Annotated in this window: 16 protein-coding genes and 1 pseudogene; 11 read left to right on the top strand and 6 right to left on the bottom strand. The window is 60.5% G+C overall.

The annotated features are described in order from the left end of the window. Positions 1 to 56: 56 nt before the first annotated feature. Positions 57 to 899, top strand: coding sequence for a TIGR00730 family Rossman fold protein (locus tag JJ869_RS02300; RefSeq protein ID WP_292264358.1), 843 nt, complete (start codon positions 57 to 59; stop codon positions 897 to 899). On the opposite strand, the gene JJ869_RS02305 is transcribed toward JJ869_RS02300, so the two are convergent. Beyond that, positions 847 to 2,910, bottom strand: coding sequence for a hypothetical protein (locus tag JJ869_RS02305; RefSeq protein WP_292264359.1), 2,064 nt, complete (start codon positions 2,908 to 2,910; stop codon positions 847 to 849). The two genes, JJ869_RS02300 and JJ869_RS02305, sit on opposite strands and share 53 nt — an antisense overlap. A gap of 239 nt (positions 2,911 to 3,149) precedes the next feature. Between JJ869_RS02305 and JJ869_RS02310 the strand changes: the two genes are divergently transcribed. The 3 genes from JJ869_RS02310 to JJ869_RS02320 all read left to right on the top strand — a co-directional run bounded on the left by JJ869_RS02310 (position 3,150) and on the right by JJ869_RS02320 (position 5,670). Next, positions 3,150 to 4,172, top strand: a complete 1,023-nt coding sequence (locus JJ869_RS02310; protein WP_292264360.1) for an aspartate-semialdehyde dehydrogenase — start codon at positions 3,150 to 3,152, stop codon at positions 4,170 to 4,172. Between the two features lie 206 nt (positions 4,173 to 4,378). Next, on the top strand, positions 4,379 to 5,143 hold the full coding sequence (locus JJ869_RS02315; protein ID WP_292264361.1) for a hypothetical protein: 765 nt from the start codon (positions 4,379 to 4,381) through the stop codon (positions 5,141 to 5,143). 200 nt (positions 5,144 to 5,343) lie between these two features. After that, positions 5,344 to 5,670 carry a hypothetical protein gene (locus JJ869_RS02320; RefSeq protein WP_292264362.1) on the top strand — a complete coding sequence of 109 codons (327 nt, stop codon included), beginning with the start codon at positions 5,344 to 5,346 and terminating at the stop codon, positions 5,668 to 5,670. Here JJ869_RS02320 and JJ869_RS02325 read toward each other — a convergent pair whose 3' ends face one another. After that, a complete protein-coding gene (locus JJ869_RS02325; RefSeq protein WP_292264363.1) occupies positions 5,671 to 6,321 on the bottom strand; it encodes a carbonic anhydrase in 651 nt (216 codons plus the stop codon). Positions 6,322 to 6,466: 145 nt separating this feature from the next. Between JJ869_RS02325 and JJ869_RS02330 the strand changes: the two genes are divergently transcribed. From JJ869_RS02330 to JJ869_RS02345, 4 genes are read left to right on the top strand one after another with little or no spacing between them, the layout of a single operon-like run. Beyond that, on the top strand, positions 6,467 to 6,850 hold the full coding sequence (locus tag JJ869_RS02330; RefSeq protein ID WP_292264364.1) for a hypothetical protein: 384 nt from the start codon (positions 6,467 to 6,469) through the stop codon (positions 6,848 to 6,850). Positions 6,851 to 6,909: 59 nt separating this feature from the next. After that, positions 6,910 to 8,295 carry a leucyl aminopeptidase family protein gene (locus JJ869_RS02335; RefSeq protein WP_292264365.1) on the top strand — a complete coding sequence of 462 codons (1,386 nt, stop codon included), beginning with the start codon at positions 6,910 to 6,912 and terminating at the stop codon, positions 8,293 to 8,295. Then, positions 8,292 to 9,170: an NlpC/P60 family protein gene (locus JJ869_RS02340; RefSeq protein ID WP_292264366.1), complete on the top strand. Its 879-nt coding sequence runs from the start codon at positions 8,292 to 8,294 to the stop codon at positions 9,168 to 9,170. The genes JJ869_RS02335 and JJ869_RS02340 overlap by 4 nt, the downstream gene beginning before the upstream one ends. 28 nt (positions 9,171 to 9,198) lie before the next feature. Further along, positions 9,199 to 10,443 (top strand): MFS transporter, encoded by a 1,245-nt coding sequence (locus JJ869_RS02345; protein ID WP_292264367.1) that lies wholly within the window; start codon positions 9,199 to 9,201, stop codon positions 10,441 to 10,443. 58 nt (positions 10,444 to 10,501) lie between these two features. Here JJ869_RS02345 and JJ869_RS02350 read toward each other — a convergent pair whose 3' ends face one another. The 4 genes from JJ869_RS02350 to JJ869_RS02365 are packed head-to-tail and all read right to left on the bottom strand — an operon-like array spanning position 10,502 to position 13,669. Continuing rightward, positions 10,502 to 11,419, bottom strand: coding sequence for an ornithine cyclodeaminase (locus JJ869_RS02350; RefSeq protein WP_292264368.1), 918 nt, complete (start codon positions 11,417 to 11,419; stop codon positions 10,502 to 10,504). Positions 11,420 to 11,440: 21 nt separating this feature from the next. Beyond that, on the bottom strand, positions 11,441 to 11,902 hold the full coding sequence (locus tag JJ869_RS02355) for a YaiI/YqxD family protein (protein WP_292264369.1): 462 nt from the start codon (positions 11,900 to 11,902) through the stop codon (positions 11,441 to 11,443). Further along, positions 11,899 to 12,729: an S-formylglutathione hydrolase gene (gene fghA, locus JJ869_RS02360; RefSeq protein WP_292264370.1), complete on the bottom strand. Its 831-nt coding sequence runs from the start codon at positions 12,727 to 12,729 to the stop codon at positions 11,899 to 11,901. Before fghA ends, JJ869_RS02355 begins: the two co-directional genes overlap by 4 nt. A 13-nt stretch (positions 12,730 to 12,742) precedes the next feature. Continuing rightward, positions 12,743 to 13,669 (bottom strand): AEC family transporter, encoded by a 927-nt coding sequence (locus JJ869_RS02365; protein ID WP_292264371.1) that lies wholly within the window; start codon positions 13,667 to 13,669, stop codon positions 12,743 to 12,745. A gap of 101 nt (positions 13,670 to 13,770) precedes the next feature. Between JJ869_RS02365 and JJ869_RS02370 the strand changes: the two genes are divergently transcribed. The 3 genes and pseudogenes from JJ869_RS02370 to JJ869_RS02380 all read left to right on the top strand — a co-directional run. After that, entirely contained in the window at positions 13,771 to 13,932 is a 162-nt protein-coding gene (locus JJ869_RS02370; protein ID WP_292264372.1) for a hypothetical protein, read from the top strand. Positions 13,933 to 13,991: 59 nt separating this feature from the next. Continuing rightward, positions 13,992 to 15,836 (top strand): DNA mismatch repair endonuclease MutL, encoded by a 1,845-nt coding sequence (gene mutL, locus JJ869_RS02375; protein ID WP_292264373.1) that lies wholly within the window; start codon positions 13,992 to 13,994, stop codon positions 15,834 to 15,836. Beyond that, positions 15,833 to 16,240, top strand: a pseudogene (locus JJ869_RS02380) (DNA recombination protein RmuC); the annotation flags it as partial. The gene mutL and the pseudogene JJ869_RS02380, both read left to right, overlap by 4 nt.

The following is a 16,240-nucleotide window of genomic DNA, read 5'->3' on the forward strand; positions in this document are numbered from 1 at the left end:
TCACTTTGAGCCGGACGCTATAGGTCTGACAGCAGGCGAACAAGGAAGTGATCCACATGAAAGACCATCGCAACAGCCCGTTTCGTGATGCTGGCCTTGACCGCAGCGCGGCCCGGCATGTGCCGGACACGGCTCAGACGCGTTCCCCGGCGTACAGGCTGGCTTTTGCGGATGATGAATTCCTGTGCCGCGAGGAACTGCGCCCGGTGCGGTTGCAGCTTGAACTTCTCAAGCCGCAGCTGATGCTCGACGAGCACCAGATCGAAAGCACGGTCGTTCTGTTCGGGGGGGCCCGCATCCCGCGCCCGGCCGAGGCAGACAAGGCGCGCACCAAAACCTTGGCGGACCTGTCGCATTTCTACGAAGAGGCGCGCAGCTTTGCCCGGCTGATGACCCGCAAATCCATCGACAGCCAAGGCCGCGAATTCGTCGTTGTCACAGGTGGCGGCCCCGGCGTGATGGAGGCCGGAAATCGCGGCGCGGCTGAGGAGGGTGGCAAGTCCATCGGCCTCAACATCGTGCTGCCGCATGAACAGGCCCCGAACGAATACGTCACGCCCGAACTGTGCTTCAACTTCCACTATTTCGCGATCCGCAAGATGCACTTCCTGATGCGCGCCCGTGCGATCTGCGTCTTTCCCGGCGGGTTCGGCACCTTGGACGAGATGTTCGAATCTCTCACCCTGATCCAGACGGGCCGCATGCAGCGCGTGCCGTTCCTGCTGTTTGGGCGTGCCTTCTGGGAGAAGATCATCAATTGGGACGCGCTTGCAGACGCGGGCACGATCAGCCCTGAAGACCTCGATCTGTTCCGCTTTGTCGAAACCGCCGAAGAGGCGGCCGGGATCATCGAGAATTGGGCTCCCGCGCCCGCCCGGTCGGATATTCCCGGTCGCTGACCGCTGCCATCCCCGGCGGTGTCGAGAACAGCCGGAACCCGACACGTTCCCACAGCAGCGTCCAGACGCGCTGATCTGTGAAGTAGTGACTGTGTCCACCATCACCGACACAAAGGTCATTGCCCGGCGGGATGCCCGTCGTACCGATCGTCTGACCGACATAGTCCTTTGTCCGGTAAAGATTGTGCCAGACCAAGTCTTCCGAAATGTCCCTGCGCGTCAGCGGATAATTCTCGGGGAAATATTCCTCGTAGATATGCGAAATCGGTGACCCCATCGTGATCAGGCGAATCCGCCTCGGCAGCGTGGGGTCTGTTGCGGCCAACCCCGGCATCAAACGCTGCAAGGATCGCGCGGCGACCACAGTTCCCTGTGAATGGCTGATCACTGTGATCCTGTCGGGGGCCAGCGCGTTCAGCATGAACAGGAACACCCTGTCGAACCGCGCTTCGATCAGTGCACGGCGGGGGTAATTCCCTTCGCGCTCATCCGCTGGCACCGTCCATTTGCATTCCGCCCTAACCAGATACACGATCACGTCGCGCGCCACACCCAATGCTGCCGCAACCGTTTCATTGAAATTGTAGATCAACAGCGCCACCCCAAGCGCGATGGTGATCGACAGGGTGCGGAACGGCGCAAAGGGATTGGCGGCCTGCGAGTTTCCAGAGATGTCGCCGCCAAGGATCAGGATCAGCACCAGCGCCACCGGAAAGATCACGAGGATCACCCGCACCCAATTGTTCACGATCACCCGTGCGCCCGCAAAATAGGCCAGCACTGCGGCTGCAATCGTCAACAGCATGAAGGCCACCGAAATCGCCAGCGTTCCCACCGCTTGCTCCATGTGCAGGCATAGAAGACCAAAGGCGGTCTGCCCATCGCTGGTCATCTGGGCAAGGGACGGAGCATCCCCAAGCGACGCAACCAGCGCTGCGCAATTGGCATGTGTGCGGTCGAACTGACCCAGAAGCTGTTGCAAAACGAGCCAGAAGCCCGTCGTGAAGACGGACCAGAACATCAGCATCGCACCACAGACAGACGGATAAATGATGCGCTTGGGCGTGTCCTTGAACCCGACCAGAGACACCACGACCAACAGCGCCGCAAGCACCCAGAGCAGCCCCATCGCGAAGATGTTCACCTCGATGAAACAGGACAGGCTGTCGATCCCGAAATCCTGCGCCACCGGCACCGCATCGCCGAAGGCATCGGGCAGGGCGGCAAAGGCCGCGCAGCCCTTGCTTTGCGACGTAAGCGTGTCAGGCAGGGCCGCGAAAACGGATTGAAACTGTGCCCTCACCGCGTCGGCCGCAAACACGCTCAACGCTAGCAGCAGCGCCGCGAGCCCGGACCAGACCAGCACCCCCCGCCGGAACACGGTCATGAGAAACCGGGGATTCCTCGCACCGATATGTTTCAGATAGGCCCATAGGCCGACACCCAACCCGACATTGGCCACCAGAACCGACAGGTAGCCGACGCCGGGCAGGTAATCATGCCCCAGAACCAGAATCGTGCCCACCAACAGCATCGCATTGATGACCGCGATCCCACCGTAGAACATCCAGTTGAAGAAATGCACCAGACCCCGGTCGAACAGAGAGGTCTTGGTGTTCTCGACATTGTCCATCGCGACATAGCCAAGGCCGAGAATCAGTTTCAGCAGATCGAGAATCGTTGCGATGGCGCCCTTCGGCGCGGGGGACAGATCGGACCAGTGGACCTCGGCAAAGACGGCGCGTTGCTGACCATGGCCTGCCGGTTCCAACGTGTGCGTGTGACAGGTGAACACTGGCTGGACCGGGTCGTCGCTGCCTTCTGCGAAGTTCTGTTCCGTGAGCGTAAGATGCGAGGATTGCACCGATATCGGGGCCTCGGCAAGATCAGAGACAGGGCGTGACGGGTGCCGGGCAATCGCTCCGGCAACAACTTGATCGACGGTTTCCCCACAGGATTGTTCGCCGATCCCGTGAACCACGAGGATGAGGTGCGTTTCTGAATGTGACATGTGACCAAAAAAGGTTCGTGCTTAAATGCCGATCAGGGTACGCCGCTGGCAGGGTTCCGACAAGAAAATTCGCAAAAACGCTCTCAGCCGCGTCTGAATGGTCGTGGCAATCGCGCGAAAAGCCTGTGACAATCGCCCTGTGCAACACCCTTTCGCAGACGCAGCAACTCCTGTAAGAGCCACGCTCAGTCCAGCAGCCGGATACGACACCGGAGGCTGGCAAGTGAAAGGAGAGCCAAATGGGCTACAGAGTCGTCGTTGCAGGCGCCACCGGTAATGTGGGCCGCGAAATGCTGAACATTCTGGCCGAGCGCCAGTTCCCCGTTGACGAGATCGCCGCGCTTGCGTCGCGCCGGTCGCTTGGCACGGAGGTCAGCTTTGGCGACAAGACGCTGAAGACACAGGATCTCGACACGTTTGATTTCACGGGCTGGGACATCGCCCTGTTCGCCATCGGCTCCGACGCGACCAAGAAATACGCGCCGATCTCTGCCAAGGCAGGCTGTGTGGTGATCGACAACTCGTCGCTCTATCGCTACGACCCGGACGTTCCGCTGATCGTGCCGGAATGCAATGCCGACGCGATACACGGCTATTCCAAGAAGAACATCATCGCCAACCCCAACTGCTCGACTGCGCAGATGGTTGTCGCGCTCAAGCCGCTGCACGACCGCGCCCGTATCAAGCGCGTTGTGGTCAGCACCTACCAGTCCGTGTCCGGCGCGGGCAAGGAAGGCATGGACGAGCTTTGGGACCAGACAAAGGCGGTCTACAATCCGGTGACGGATGTGCCTCCTGCCAAGTTCCAGAAGCAGATCGCCTTCAACGTGATTCCGCAGATCGACGTTTTCATGGAAGACGGGTCGACCAAGGAAGAATGGAAGATGATGGTCGAGACGAAAAAGATCCTCGACCCGTCGATCAAAGTCACGGCCACCTGCGTGCGGGTGCCGGTCTTTGTGGGCCACTCCGAGTCGATCAACATCGAATTCGAAGATCATCTCGACGAAGACGAGGCCCGCGATATCCTGCGCGAAGCGCCGGGCATCATGGTGATCGACAAGCGCGAACCGGGTGGCTACGTGTCGCCGATCGAATGTGTCGGCGACTATGCGACCTTCATCAGCCGCATCCGTCAGGACAGCACCATCGACAATGGCCTGAACCTCTGGTGCGTGTCCGACAACCTGCGCAAAGGCGCTGCCCTGAACGCGGTTCAGATTGCCGAAGTGCTGGGCCGGGAAGTCCTGAAAAAAGGCTGACGGTTTCACAGCTTTCAAAAAAGGCGCCGCACAATTGCGGCGCCTTTTTTTATGCGCGCACCGCGTCGCGATGCAGTGCGCCGCTTGTTTCCAAACGTGGCCATGATCCACGGAATGGTCTTTATTCTTCTTATTGCTGCCTAAAAATCGGTCAGTTCGCCCCGTATGCATCCTTAGTTGTGCATAGAAGAAAGCGGGTCGGTATCATGTCTGAAACTGAAATTCCCTTGCTCTTCGAGAAGGGTCCACTGCGGATCAGATATCTCGAAGGTGATGGGCCCGATCTTGTTGTGAGCTTTTCTGGCGTCGGCAAGAAAAGGAACATCGAACCCCCACCCGAATTTCCCGGCATCGCATCGGCTGGCCGTCAGAACCATGTGCTGTTCGTCAGTGACAAGTCGCGAAGCTGGCTCAATGCCGATGGGATGGCCGATCAAATCCTGTGCTGCATCCGGGCAACGGCTGAACATGTGAACGCCGAGCGTGTTATCGCAATCGGCAATTCGATGGGTGGCACCATGGCGTTGCACCTGTCGCGCTTCTTCGACTTCGAACGTGTGATCGCGTTTACCCCGCAATTTTCTGTGCGGTCCGAAGAGGTGCCGGAAGAAGATCGCTGGTTCTACTTCAGAAAGCAGATCAAGACGTTTCATTTTCCGAAAGTCGAGGCTTTGCGGCCCAACGCGACCAAGTATTACATCTTCCACGGCGACGAAAAACGCGAGCTGGCCCATGCTCTGCGGTTTCCAAACGCACCGGGCATTTCGCATTACATCATGCCGGAAACCGACCATAACGTCGCTGCAAAGCTCAAGGATCGCGGCCTCTTGGCCCCGATGGTGCAGAATCTGATCGGTGGACAGCCGCGAAAATTCCGACGCCAAGTGGAAGACCTCGGCGGTATTCCGATCCTTCGGTTCACCCCACCAGCCGCGATTGGTCCAGCGCAAAACTTCGCTGCGATCCACTGATAGGCGCGTCCCGTTTTGAACATGTCCCGCGCTGGCGAATACCAGCGCGGGTATTCGCCATGCCTGAACAATGCTCACGGAACCCAACCGTCTGTTGCGTGTTCTTCACACAAAGGAGCGGTTCTTTTGGCTGCCCCATTCTTGCCGCAATTGGCTCGCACCCTTTTTGGATGCGTTAGGATATAGTGAAGGTGCCCCCGATGGCAGTACAATCCATTCCGTTCTCGACAGAAACAACGTCCGGCATGCCCGTGCCTCTCGACAGTGAAACAGCGATGCTTCTGCGCACGGTTCTCTTGCCGCACTTCGAACGCGCGACAAGCTGGGGTGATCTCTGCGCCCGTCTGGCCTCCAAAGGCTACGAAATTACGTTCCGCAACGGCCATCTTGTTCTTGCAGACGAAAGCGGCAAGCCCGTCTGTACCGGGTCAATGATCGGGTCTCCGCTGGCACGACTGGCCGAACGGCTTGGTCGGCCCAAGCTGCGGACCGATTGCACCGGCGCATGTGCCACGCTGCAGAACTGATCAGACGGGGTAGAAGTCCCGGCTTTTGGGATCAAAATATTCCAGACCGCCTTCACCGATATCGGTCCACAGACCGTGCAGCGTCAGCAAGTCCTTTTCGACAGCCTCGCGGATGAACGGGAAGGTCATCAAGTTCTCCAGTGACACGATCACCGCTTCCTTTTCAAGCGCGCGAACTTGCCCCTCGGGTGTGTTCGTCGCCTTGACCCGCTCATAGCCAGGTCGCAGAATATCCATCCAGCGCCCAACAAAGCTCGACTGTTCTTCAAGATGCGGCGCATTGCCGGAACACATGTCAAGGCAGCCCTGAACCCCACCGCAATTCGAATGTCCGAGCACGATCAGATGGGCGACGTTCAGTGCCGTCACGGCATATTCCACCGCAGCAGATGTGCCGTGGTGGTCGCCATCGGGCTCGTAGGGCGGCACAAGGTTCGCGATATTCCGGTGGATAAAGAATTCGCCCTGATCCGCGCCAAAGATGGACGTTACATGCACCCGGCTGTCGCAACAGGAAATCACCATCGCCCGCGGGCGCTGCCCTTCGGTCGCCAGACGTTTGTACCACGCGCGGTTGTCCGAATAGGTCGTGGCTTTCCAGCCTTGGTACCGTTGAATGAGATACGCGGGCAGCGGCTTCGCGGCGTTCATGAAATCCTCCGCCTCTAGGGTCGTCGTTCCCAGCGGGATACGTGGAATTTGAACGGAATTCGAGAGAAAAACCGCAGCGAGCTTACCAATTGGCAAGACTGCTCTGCAAGAGTGCGCTTCGGGTCGGGGTGAGAAAGGATTTAACATGATGCAGAAGATCTCGGTCTTGCATCCGCGCGATACCGCATATTTCGACGAAGAAACGCTGAACGGTCTGAGCCGTGATCTGGGTCAGTCCGTTGCCGAAAACATCCTGTGCCGCGCGCTGGAAGATATTGCGGCACGCTTCGTCGTGATCTGTGACGAATACACGACTGGCAATCATCCTGCCTTACGCAAGTCGGTTCACGCGATCATCCCGATGGCGGATCAGATCGGTCTGCGGGGTTTGGCTCAGATCGGGCGGGATGTCGTCGCCTGCGTCGACACGGGCGACCCCGTGGCGCTTGCTGCGACGCTGTGCAGGTTCCTGCGCTCGGGTGAAATGGCGATGGCCTATGCCGATATGGGCTTCGATCTGTCTCTGTGATTCCGCTTGCAGCGCCTGTGCAAGGGCGTACCTTCTTTACATCGGAGAAGGGGAATTCCATGACTATCGCACTCGCGCCTGCGGGCACTAAAGCTTTGCCAATCCACGTTCTGGGCACAGAGGATGTCGCCCTCTGGGCGGGGCAGCAAAGCGACCGCATCCGCACCTGGGTCGAAGCCAGCACGTTCAAGGGCAACATCGGAACGGCGTTGATGATCCCCGACGACGCCGGCCACCCCGCGATGGCCTTGGTCGGCTACGGGACACCCGCTTCGCGCAAACGCGACCGATTTACCCTTGCAGCGGCGCTTTCGAAACTTGCACCCGGCACCTACCGTATCGAAAGCGGTATCGACGCGGATCACCTTGAGCAGGAATCGCTGGGTTGGCTCTTGGCCAGCTACAGCTTCAACCGGTACAAGGACCACCCGAAAGAGCATCCGTCGTTGGTCACACCCGAAGGTGTCGATGCCGACCGGGTTTCGATCATGGCAGAGGCGGAATTTCTCACCCGCGACCTGATCAACACCCCGGCCTCTGACATGGGTCCGGCAGAGCTTGAATCCGCTGCGCGCGGCTTGGCTGACAAACACAAAGCCAAGATCACGGTTATAACCGGCGACGCGCTGCTCAAGGAAAATTTCCCGATGATCCACACCGTGGGCCGCGCCTCCGATCGCGCACCCCGGCTGATCGATATGTCCTGGGGCAATCGTGGCCCGAAGATCACGCTGGTGGGCAAAGGCGTCTGTTTCGACACAGGTGGACTGAACCTCAAACCTGGCAGTTCGATGGGCCTTATGAAAAAGGACATGGGCGGCGCAGCCAACGTTCTGGGTCTCGCCCATATGATCATGGCCTCGGGACTTGAGATGCGCCTCCGCGTCCTGATCCCGGCGGTTGAAAATTCCGTCAGTAGCAACAGCTTCCGCCCGCAGGACATCCTGACCTCGCGCAAGGGCCTCACGGTTGAGATCAACAACACCGACGCCGAAGGCCGTCTTGTGCTGGCGGACGCACTGGCCCTCGCCTCCGAAGGCGAACCGAACCTGATCGTGTCGATGGCAACTTTGACGGGCGCGGCCCGTGTTGCCGTGGGCCCAGACCTCGCGCCCTATTACACCGATGACGATGTCGCGGCGACCTCGCTTGATCTTGCCGCGCGGCGCATGGCCGATCCCGTCTGGCGCATGCCCTTCCATGAGCCTTACGAGGCCATGATCGAACCCGGCATTGCGGATCTCGACAACGCGCCCAAGGGCGGGTTCGCGGGCTCCATCACGGCAGCACTTTTCCTGCGTCGCTTCGTCAACGCGCAAGACCGCTACATCCATTTCGACATTTATGGCTGGCAACCCAGCGCCGCTCCGGGAAGACCGAAAGGTGGCGCGTTGCAAGGGGCGCGCGCGCTCTTTGCGGCATTGCCGGACATGATGGATCTATGACCGACAGGCGCACGCTCTGGTCTACTGCCGCAGCAGGCGAGATCGCGCAGATCTGTGCGCAACACGGTCTGGAGCGGGTCGCCCCAGAGGTCAGGCGGATTGCTCAACCTGTCGCCGATCTCTGCGTGTCACCAAAAGGGGCGCGGGACCGCCAGATGTTGTACGGTCAGGGCTTCACGCTCCATGCCATGTCAAACGAGGGGTGGGCGTTCGGCGAAACAGTGGCAGATCGCTATTCAGGCTGGATCGAGCTGTCGCATTTGGAAAACCAAACGGACGCCGCACCAACCCATCGGATCACCGCGGCAACATCTTATGCGAAATCCACGGAAGGCCTGAAAACACCGGGACAGGTGACGCCCTTGTCCATGGGCTCTGAACTGGTGGTTGCGGAAGACATGGACGGATGGTCGCGTGTTGCTTGGTCAAATAAACAGGACGCTTGCGAATGGTTCGTGTCGTCCCTTCACCTCGCCCCGATCAATTCAATAGAGACCGATCCCGTCACCATCGCCGAACGCCTGCTCGGCACGCCCTATCTCTGGGGCGGCAACTCTGCCTTTGGCATCGACTGTTCCGGCCTCGTTCAAATCGCCTGCCACGCCTGCGGCATCCCCTGTCCCGGTGACAGCGATCAGCAAATGGCGCAACTGGGGGAAACCCTTGATCCCGGCACACCACCTCAACGCGGCGATCTGCTGTTCTGGAAAAGCCATGTCGGCTGGATCGCAGACCCGGACACGCTTCTGCACGCCAACGCCTATGCGATGTCTGTCACCCGCGAGCCGCTGCAAGCGGCCATCGACCGGATCGCAGCGCAGGGCGATCAGGTCCTCCGCCACGCCCGCTTGACCCCCGGCAAAAAAGGCGTCTAATCGCGACATCTTTTCCGGAGCCTTCCCTATGCAAGCCCGCGCCTCCATTTTCAACCCCGTGCTCATCGGCGGGTGCATCATCATCCTTGTGTCCTTCGCGATCCGCGCCAGTTTTGGCGTGTTCCAGATTCCGATTGCCGAGGAGTTCGGCTGGCTGCGTGCCGAGTTCTCGCTCGCGCTGGCGATCCAGAACCTCGCCTGGGGCATCGGGCAGCCGCTCTTTGGGGCGCTGGCCGAAAAGATCGGCGACCGGAAGGCGATTGTTCTGGGGGCACTCACCTATGCCGCGGGTCTGGTGTTGTCATCCTTTGCCGTCACGCCGACCGCGCATCAATTCTACGAAATCCTCGTTGGTTTTGGCGTTGCAGGCACCGGCTTTGGCGTCATCCTCGCCGTCGTGGGCCGGGCCAGTTCCGATGAAAACCGCTCCATGAGCCTTGCCATCGTCACCGCTGCAGGCAGCGGCGGGCAGGTTTTCGGCGCGCCGCTCGCGGAATGGTTGCTGACCTTCCTGAGCTGGCAAACGGTGTTCCTCTGCTTCGCCGCGTTCATCCTTGCAATGTTGCTTGTATTGCCCTTTATGCGCTCGCCCACGCCACCAGCAACCAAGGCCGAACTTGAGGAAAGCATGGGCACGATCCTTGTCCGTGCCTTCCGCGACCCGTCCTACACGCTGATCTTCCTGGGCTTCTTCAGCTGCGGATATCAGCTGGCCTTCATCACCGCGCATTTCCCGGCTTTCGTGACCGAACTTTGCGGCCCGATCCAACCGGGCGGCGTGCTCCACTCGATCGGGATCACCACCACCTCGGCGCTGGGCGCGATATCGATTTCGCTCATCGGGTTCATGAATATCGTCGGCACCCTGACCGCAGGCTGGGCCGGCAAACGCTTTACCAAGAAATACCTGCTTGCAGGAATCTACACAGGCCGCACGATCATTGCGGCCCTCTTCATCATGTTCCCGATCACACCGACATCTGTGCTCCTGTTCTCGGCGGCGATGGGTAGTCTTTGGCTGGCAACAGTGCCGCTCACATCGGGGGTGATCGCGCATATCTACGGGTTGCGTTACATGGGCACGCTTTATGGAATCGTGTTCTTCAGCCACCAATTGGGCAGCTTCATGGGTGTGTGGCTTGGGGGCCGGATGTACGATCTTCACGGCGATTACACGCTGGTCTGGTGGATCGGTGTCGGCGTCGGAGCCTTCAGCGCGCTGGTGCACCTGCCCATCCGCGAGAAACGCCAACCCGTCCCGCTAGCCGCCTGACAGGGGCGCGTTTCGGTCAACCGAAACGCGCGATGCGACGACGCATCGTCCCCCGGCCCTACCGGTTTCGCCAGCGGTCCAGAATGTAGCGGCTGACCATCAGGTCCAGATGCGCCCCGCCGCCATTCTTGAACACCGTGATTTCATCGTCTGACCGTCGTTCGAATGCGCGCAGATCATAGTAATCCGCGACGATGTCACCCTCGCGGATGACCCCCCGCGCAATCGGATCCTTGATCTCCCCGATATGCCCGACAGTCGTATCTCGCGAATCCACGAACAGCCGCCCCTGCGCCAGTACAGCGTCATCCGCCTCTCGCATGTCGGGCCTATATGCGCCGATCAGGTCCACATGGGCACCGGGCCGCAGCCAATCCCCCCGCAAGACAGGCGCGGTCGACATGGTGGCACAACTGACGATATCGGCCCGCCCCACGGCATCAGCCAAGTTGTCCACCGCCGTCGCATGCGCGAACTGTTCCGCCAAGTCCCGCGCCTTCGCACCCGTCCGGTTCCAGATCAGAAACCGCGCCTCTGCAAACGCCGCCGAATACGCCTCGATCAGAGACCGCGCGACTGTGCCCGCTCCCACGATCAGGATCACAGAACTGTCCGCACGCGCCAGCCGCCTCGCCGCAAGCAGGCTGTCCCCGGCGGTTTTCCATTTGGTCACGAGGTGAAAATCGACAATCGCCTCCAGCGTGCCGTCGACATCGGAATAGACCGACACCCCACCATTCACCGCAGGTTTCCCAAGACCGGCATTGCCCGGAAAGATCGTCGCCGATTTCACGGCTAGCCCAAGCCCGTCGATCCACGCCGCCCGGTTCAAAAGCGTGTCGCCCCCGCGATAGAGAAAACTGTCCGTGATCTCGGCTTTGGGCAGGTCATGCCCCGCCGCCATCGCATCGGTCAGGCCGATCCAGTCCAGCTGCGCCTCACCGTCCGCAAAGGGGATGATCTCGGGTGTTGTCATCGCTGCCTCTCCCATCAAGTCCTAGCGCGGCACATCCTGCGCCGCCGCCCGCATCTCACGTTCCAGCGCATCCAGAAACCGCGACCGATCCGCCTTGGAAAACGGTTTGCCACCGCCTTGCCGGAAGGGATCGGCGGCACGCAGATCCGCCATCAGGTCGCGCGTCGCCAGCACCTGCCCGATATTGCGGGCATCCAACCGCTCGCCAGTGTGCTTAAGCACCCGTGCGCCATTCTCGACACAACGCGCCGCCAGCGGAATGTCCCCGGTGATCACGACATCGCCGGGTCCGGCCCGCTCCGCGATCCACATATCGGCCACGTCCGGTCCGTCGGGCACCACGACCACCTCGACAAACGGGTTCTCCGACATCCGCAGCCCGCCGTTTGACACCAGATACATCTGCGCCTTGTGTCGCGTCGCAACCCGCTCTGCCTCGGCCTTCACCGGACAGGCGTCCGCATCGACGAAAACCCGCGTCACAGCCCCAGCGCGTCTGCATGAAACGCGATGTGATCGGGAATGAAGGTCGAGACAAAGAAATACGAATGGTCGTAGCCCTTTTGCATCCGGAACACGCCGTCCTGACGTCGCGCCGCCATCGCGTGGCTCAATGCCTCTGGCTTGAGCAGGTCAAGGAACTGATCAGACGCACCCTGATCCACCAGCACCGGTCCATCAAACCCAACCGCCTGCATCTGCACCGTTGCGTCATGCTTGGCCCAAGTGCTTTCATCCGCCCCCAGATAAGCACCCAGCTGCTTGCGGCCCCAATCGCTCTGGCTCGGATTGGCAATCGGCGCAAAGGCCGACACCGAGGCAAACCGCCCCGGATTCGCCATCGCAATCGTCAGCGCGCCATGACCGCCCATCGAATGCCCGGTGATCGCCTGCCGATCCAGATCGACGGCGAACGCCTTGCCCAACAGCGCAGGCAATTCCTCGGCCACGTAATCCCACATCCTGAAATGCGGCGTCCAAGGGTCTTGCGTCGCGTTCACATAGAACCCCGCGCCCTTGCCCAGATCATAGGCGTCGTCATCCGCCACCGCGTCTCCACGCGGGGAAGTATCTGGGAACACCACCGCCATGCCGGCCTCGGCAGCAAAGCCCTGCGCCGCCGCCTTGGTCATCGCGTTCTCATGGGTGCAGGTCAGCCCCGACAGGTACCACAGAACCGGCACCGGCCCGTTCTTGGCTTGCGGCGGCAGAAAGAGCCCGAAGGTCATGTCGCAGCCACAGGCGTCCGACGAATGTCGGTACACGCCCTGCACCCCTCCGAAACAGGTGTTCTCTGATACGGTTTGCATCGCGCTTCCTTTCCTAAACAAGAACCTGACTGATCACGTAGGACACGGTCACGATGCTGACCGTGGTCGAGATCAGGATAGCGGCAGACACCCGTTGCGGCGCCACCTTGTAATGCTGGGCCAAGATGAACACGTTGCCCGCCACTGGCAAGGACGCGGCGGCCACCACCACACCCGCATTGTAGGGGTCAGCCGGAAACAGCACGTAAACGCCAAGCGCCACAGCCGCCGGGTGTATGATAAGTTTGCAGAAACTCAACCATCCCGCGACGTTCAGCCGCTCAGCCGATTTGCTGGCCAAGGAAGCTCCGATGGCGAACAACGCGCCGGGTGTCGCGGCAGCCCCAAGGATGGACAGGAATTGATTGACCGGCTGGGGAATCGGCGCGCCGGTGGCAGACACCATGAACCCCGCCACGATCGACACGATCATCGGGTTTTTCAGCAGCCCCATACCCACCGTCTTGAAGATGCGCATCGACATGCGCCCTTCGCGCGATCCCACCACAAGGATGACGATCAGCGAAGAAAACACCACGAGGTCGATGGTCAGAACAAGCAGGATCGGCCCAACCGCCTCTTGCCCCATCAAGAGCGCCAGCATCGGCACACCCAGAAACCCGGTGTTTCCAATCGCGGCGACCTGACCTTCGAACGCCGCTGTTTCGGTGTTCATGCCGCGCAGGAAAGCGACCGCCATGCCAACACCGTAAACAAAAGCGGTGCCCCAGAGATACCCCGCCGCGATCCGCCAGTCGAAAATCTCGGCCAGAGACAGGTTCGCCGAAAAGCGAAAGATCATCGCGGACAGGGCAAAGTAAAACACGAACTTGGTCAGATAGGCGGTCGCTTCCTCGGTGAAGAACCCGGTCTTGCCCGCGCCGTAACCTACGGCGATCAAGGCGAAAAACGGCAGGGTCTGAAGGAAGATGTCCAGCATATGTGCCGTGTTACCATGCAGACGGGCGGGGTCAATCTCGACAGGGTTCTGTTAACCACCTATATTTAGACTAGGCGTGTATTCCTGTTCGGGACGCTTCAATGACACTGCAAGAACAATCCATTGCCGACGACAAGATGCGCGCGGAAATCGCGAAGCTTGTCGCTGAAACCTCTGAAATCAACCAGAACATGAAGTATCGCTTCTGGGTCTTGATGGCGGCTTACGTCAGCGCGATGGGTATTCTGTTCAAGTTTTTCTGACGGAAAAGCATCCCGAAACCCCATAGAAGAATCGCGCGCTGCATGCTACATCTCGTGGCATGAACTCTCACGCACCCAATATACGCGCCTCAATTCAACTGCTTGAGGAAAGCGCGATCAACCGCATTGCTGCGGGTGAGGTGGTTGAGCGTCCGGCATCAGCGGTCAAGGAACTGGTGGAAAACGCCATTGATGCCGGGGCGACGCGTATCGACGTCGCCATCGCTGACGGTGGCAAGACTTTGATCCGTGTCACCGATGACGGTTGCGGTATTCCCCCCGAAGACCTGCCGCTCGCAATCGCCCGCCATGCGACGTCCAAGATCGACGGGTCTGACCTACTCAACATCCACAGCTTCGGGTTTCGCGGCGAAGCGCTGGCATCACTTGGGTCTGTGGGTCGCCTGACCCTGACCAGCCGGGCCGAGGGTCATGATGCTGCTGAACTGTCGGTCACGGGCGGCAAGACCGAGCCGATCAAACCCGCCGCTCTGTCGCGCGGCACCGTCGTCACATTGCGCAACCTCTTCTTCGCCACACCCGCGCGGCTGAAATTCCTCCGCTCGGACCGCGCCGAGATGCAATCGATCTCGGATGTCCTAAAACGCCTCGCGATGGCGGAACCTTCGGTCAGCTTTACCCTGCGCGATGTGTCCGGCGGCGGCGAAGGCCGTGTGACTTTCCGCGCCGATGCGGTGACGGGCGATCTGTTCGACGCTTTGAGGGGTCGGTTGACCCAAGTGATGGGTCGCGAGTTCACCGACAACGCCGTCACAATCGACGCGGATCGTGAAGGTGTGCGACTCACTGGACTGGCAGGTCTGCCCACCTATTCGCGCGGTGCTGCGGTGGCGCAGTTCCTTTTCGTCAATGGGCGCCCTGTGCGAGACAAACTTCTGATTGGCGCATTGCGCGGGGCCTATGCCGATTTCCTCAGCCGCGACCGTCATCCGGCTGTGGCGCTCTTCATCGACTGCGACCCGCACAAGGTGGATGTGAACGTGCACCCGGCGAAGTCCGAAGTGCGCTTCCGCGACCCTGGTCTGGTCAGGGGCCTGATCGTGTCCGCCCTGCGCCACGCCTTGGCCGAGGCAGGACACCGTGCCTCCACCACAGTCGCGGGGGCAACGCTCGGCGCGATGCGACCCGAGGCCCCGCAAGGCCAACCGCGCATCTACCAGATGGACCGCCCGAGTCTCGCTGCGAAACAAACGGCCTACGCCATGCAGTCGCCCGGTTTCGCAGACATGCAAGCCACCTATTCCGGGCGCGTTGTCGAGGTCGAGGAGGTCTCGGAAGAGATCGCCGATACCCCACGCGAACACCGACCGCTCGGCGCCGCGCGGGGGCAGGTACACGAGAACTACATCATCGCCCAGACCGAAGACGGGATTGTCATCGTCGACCAACATGCCGCGCACGAGCGTCTGGTCTATGAAAAGCTCAAAGCCCAGATGGCGCAAAATTTCGTACCGGCCCAGGCGTTGTTGATCCCGGATGTGGTTGAGATGAGTGAAGGTGACAGCGCCCGGCTGCTGGACATTGCCGATGATCTGACCCGCATGGGCCTGACCATCGAACCCTTCGGAAGCGGTGCAGTAGTGGTGCGGGAAACCCCTGCCATTTTGGGAGAGGTCAATTCCGATGCCCTGCTGCGCGATATCCTTGACGAACTTGATGACCAAGGCGAGGCGCGCGCGGTGCAGGACCGGATCGAAGCGATCCTCAGCCGGGTGGCGTGCCATGGCTCCATCCGGTCGGGCCGTCAGATGCGGGCGGAAGAGATGAACGCTCTGCTGCGCGAGATGGAGGCAACCCCCTATTCCGGCCAGTGCAACCATGGCCGACCCACCTATGTCGAACTGAAACTCAGCGACATTGAAAGACTGTTTGGCCGCACATGATCCAGATCGGTGATCTTGTCCTCGACTTGAGCGATCCGGTCGTCCTGCTGGCTCTTGGCTTGGGTGGGCTGGTTTTTGTGCTGCTCGTCATGTCCCTCCTGTCCGCCCGTCGCGCTGCGAAACTGAGCGAGCCGTTGGTCTACCAGCTGGCCCAAGTCGGTCAGCGGGTGCAAAGCCTGAGCGATGGGCAGGAACGACTGTCGGGTGGCCTGCATCATGTCAGCGAAGCACAGGCGCAAAGCCAGACCGCGATGCTGCAATTGATGGAGCGGCGTCTGGCGCAGGTGCAGGAGCAGATGAACGAGAACCTGCACGGCTCCGCCCGACGCACGGCGCAATCGCTGGGGGATCTCCAGCAGCGACTCCAGAGCATCGACAAGGCGCAGGAGAACATCACCAAGCTG

The organism is Marivita sp. (assembly GCF_017643905.1).
Taxonomy (GTDB): domain Bacteria; phylum Pseudomonadota; class Alphaproteobacteria; order Rhodobacterales; family Rhodobacteraceae; genus Marivita.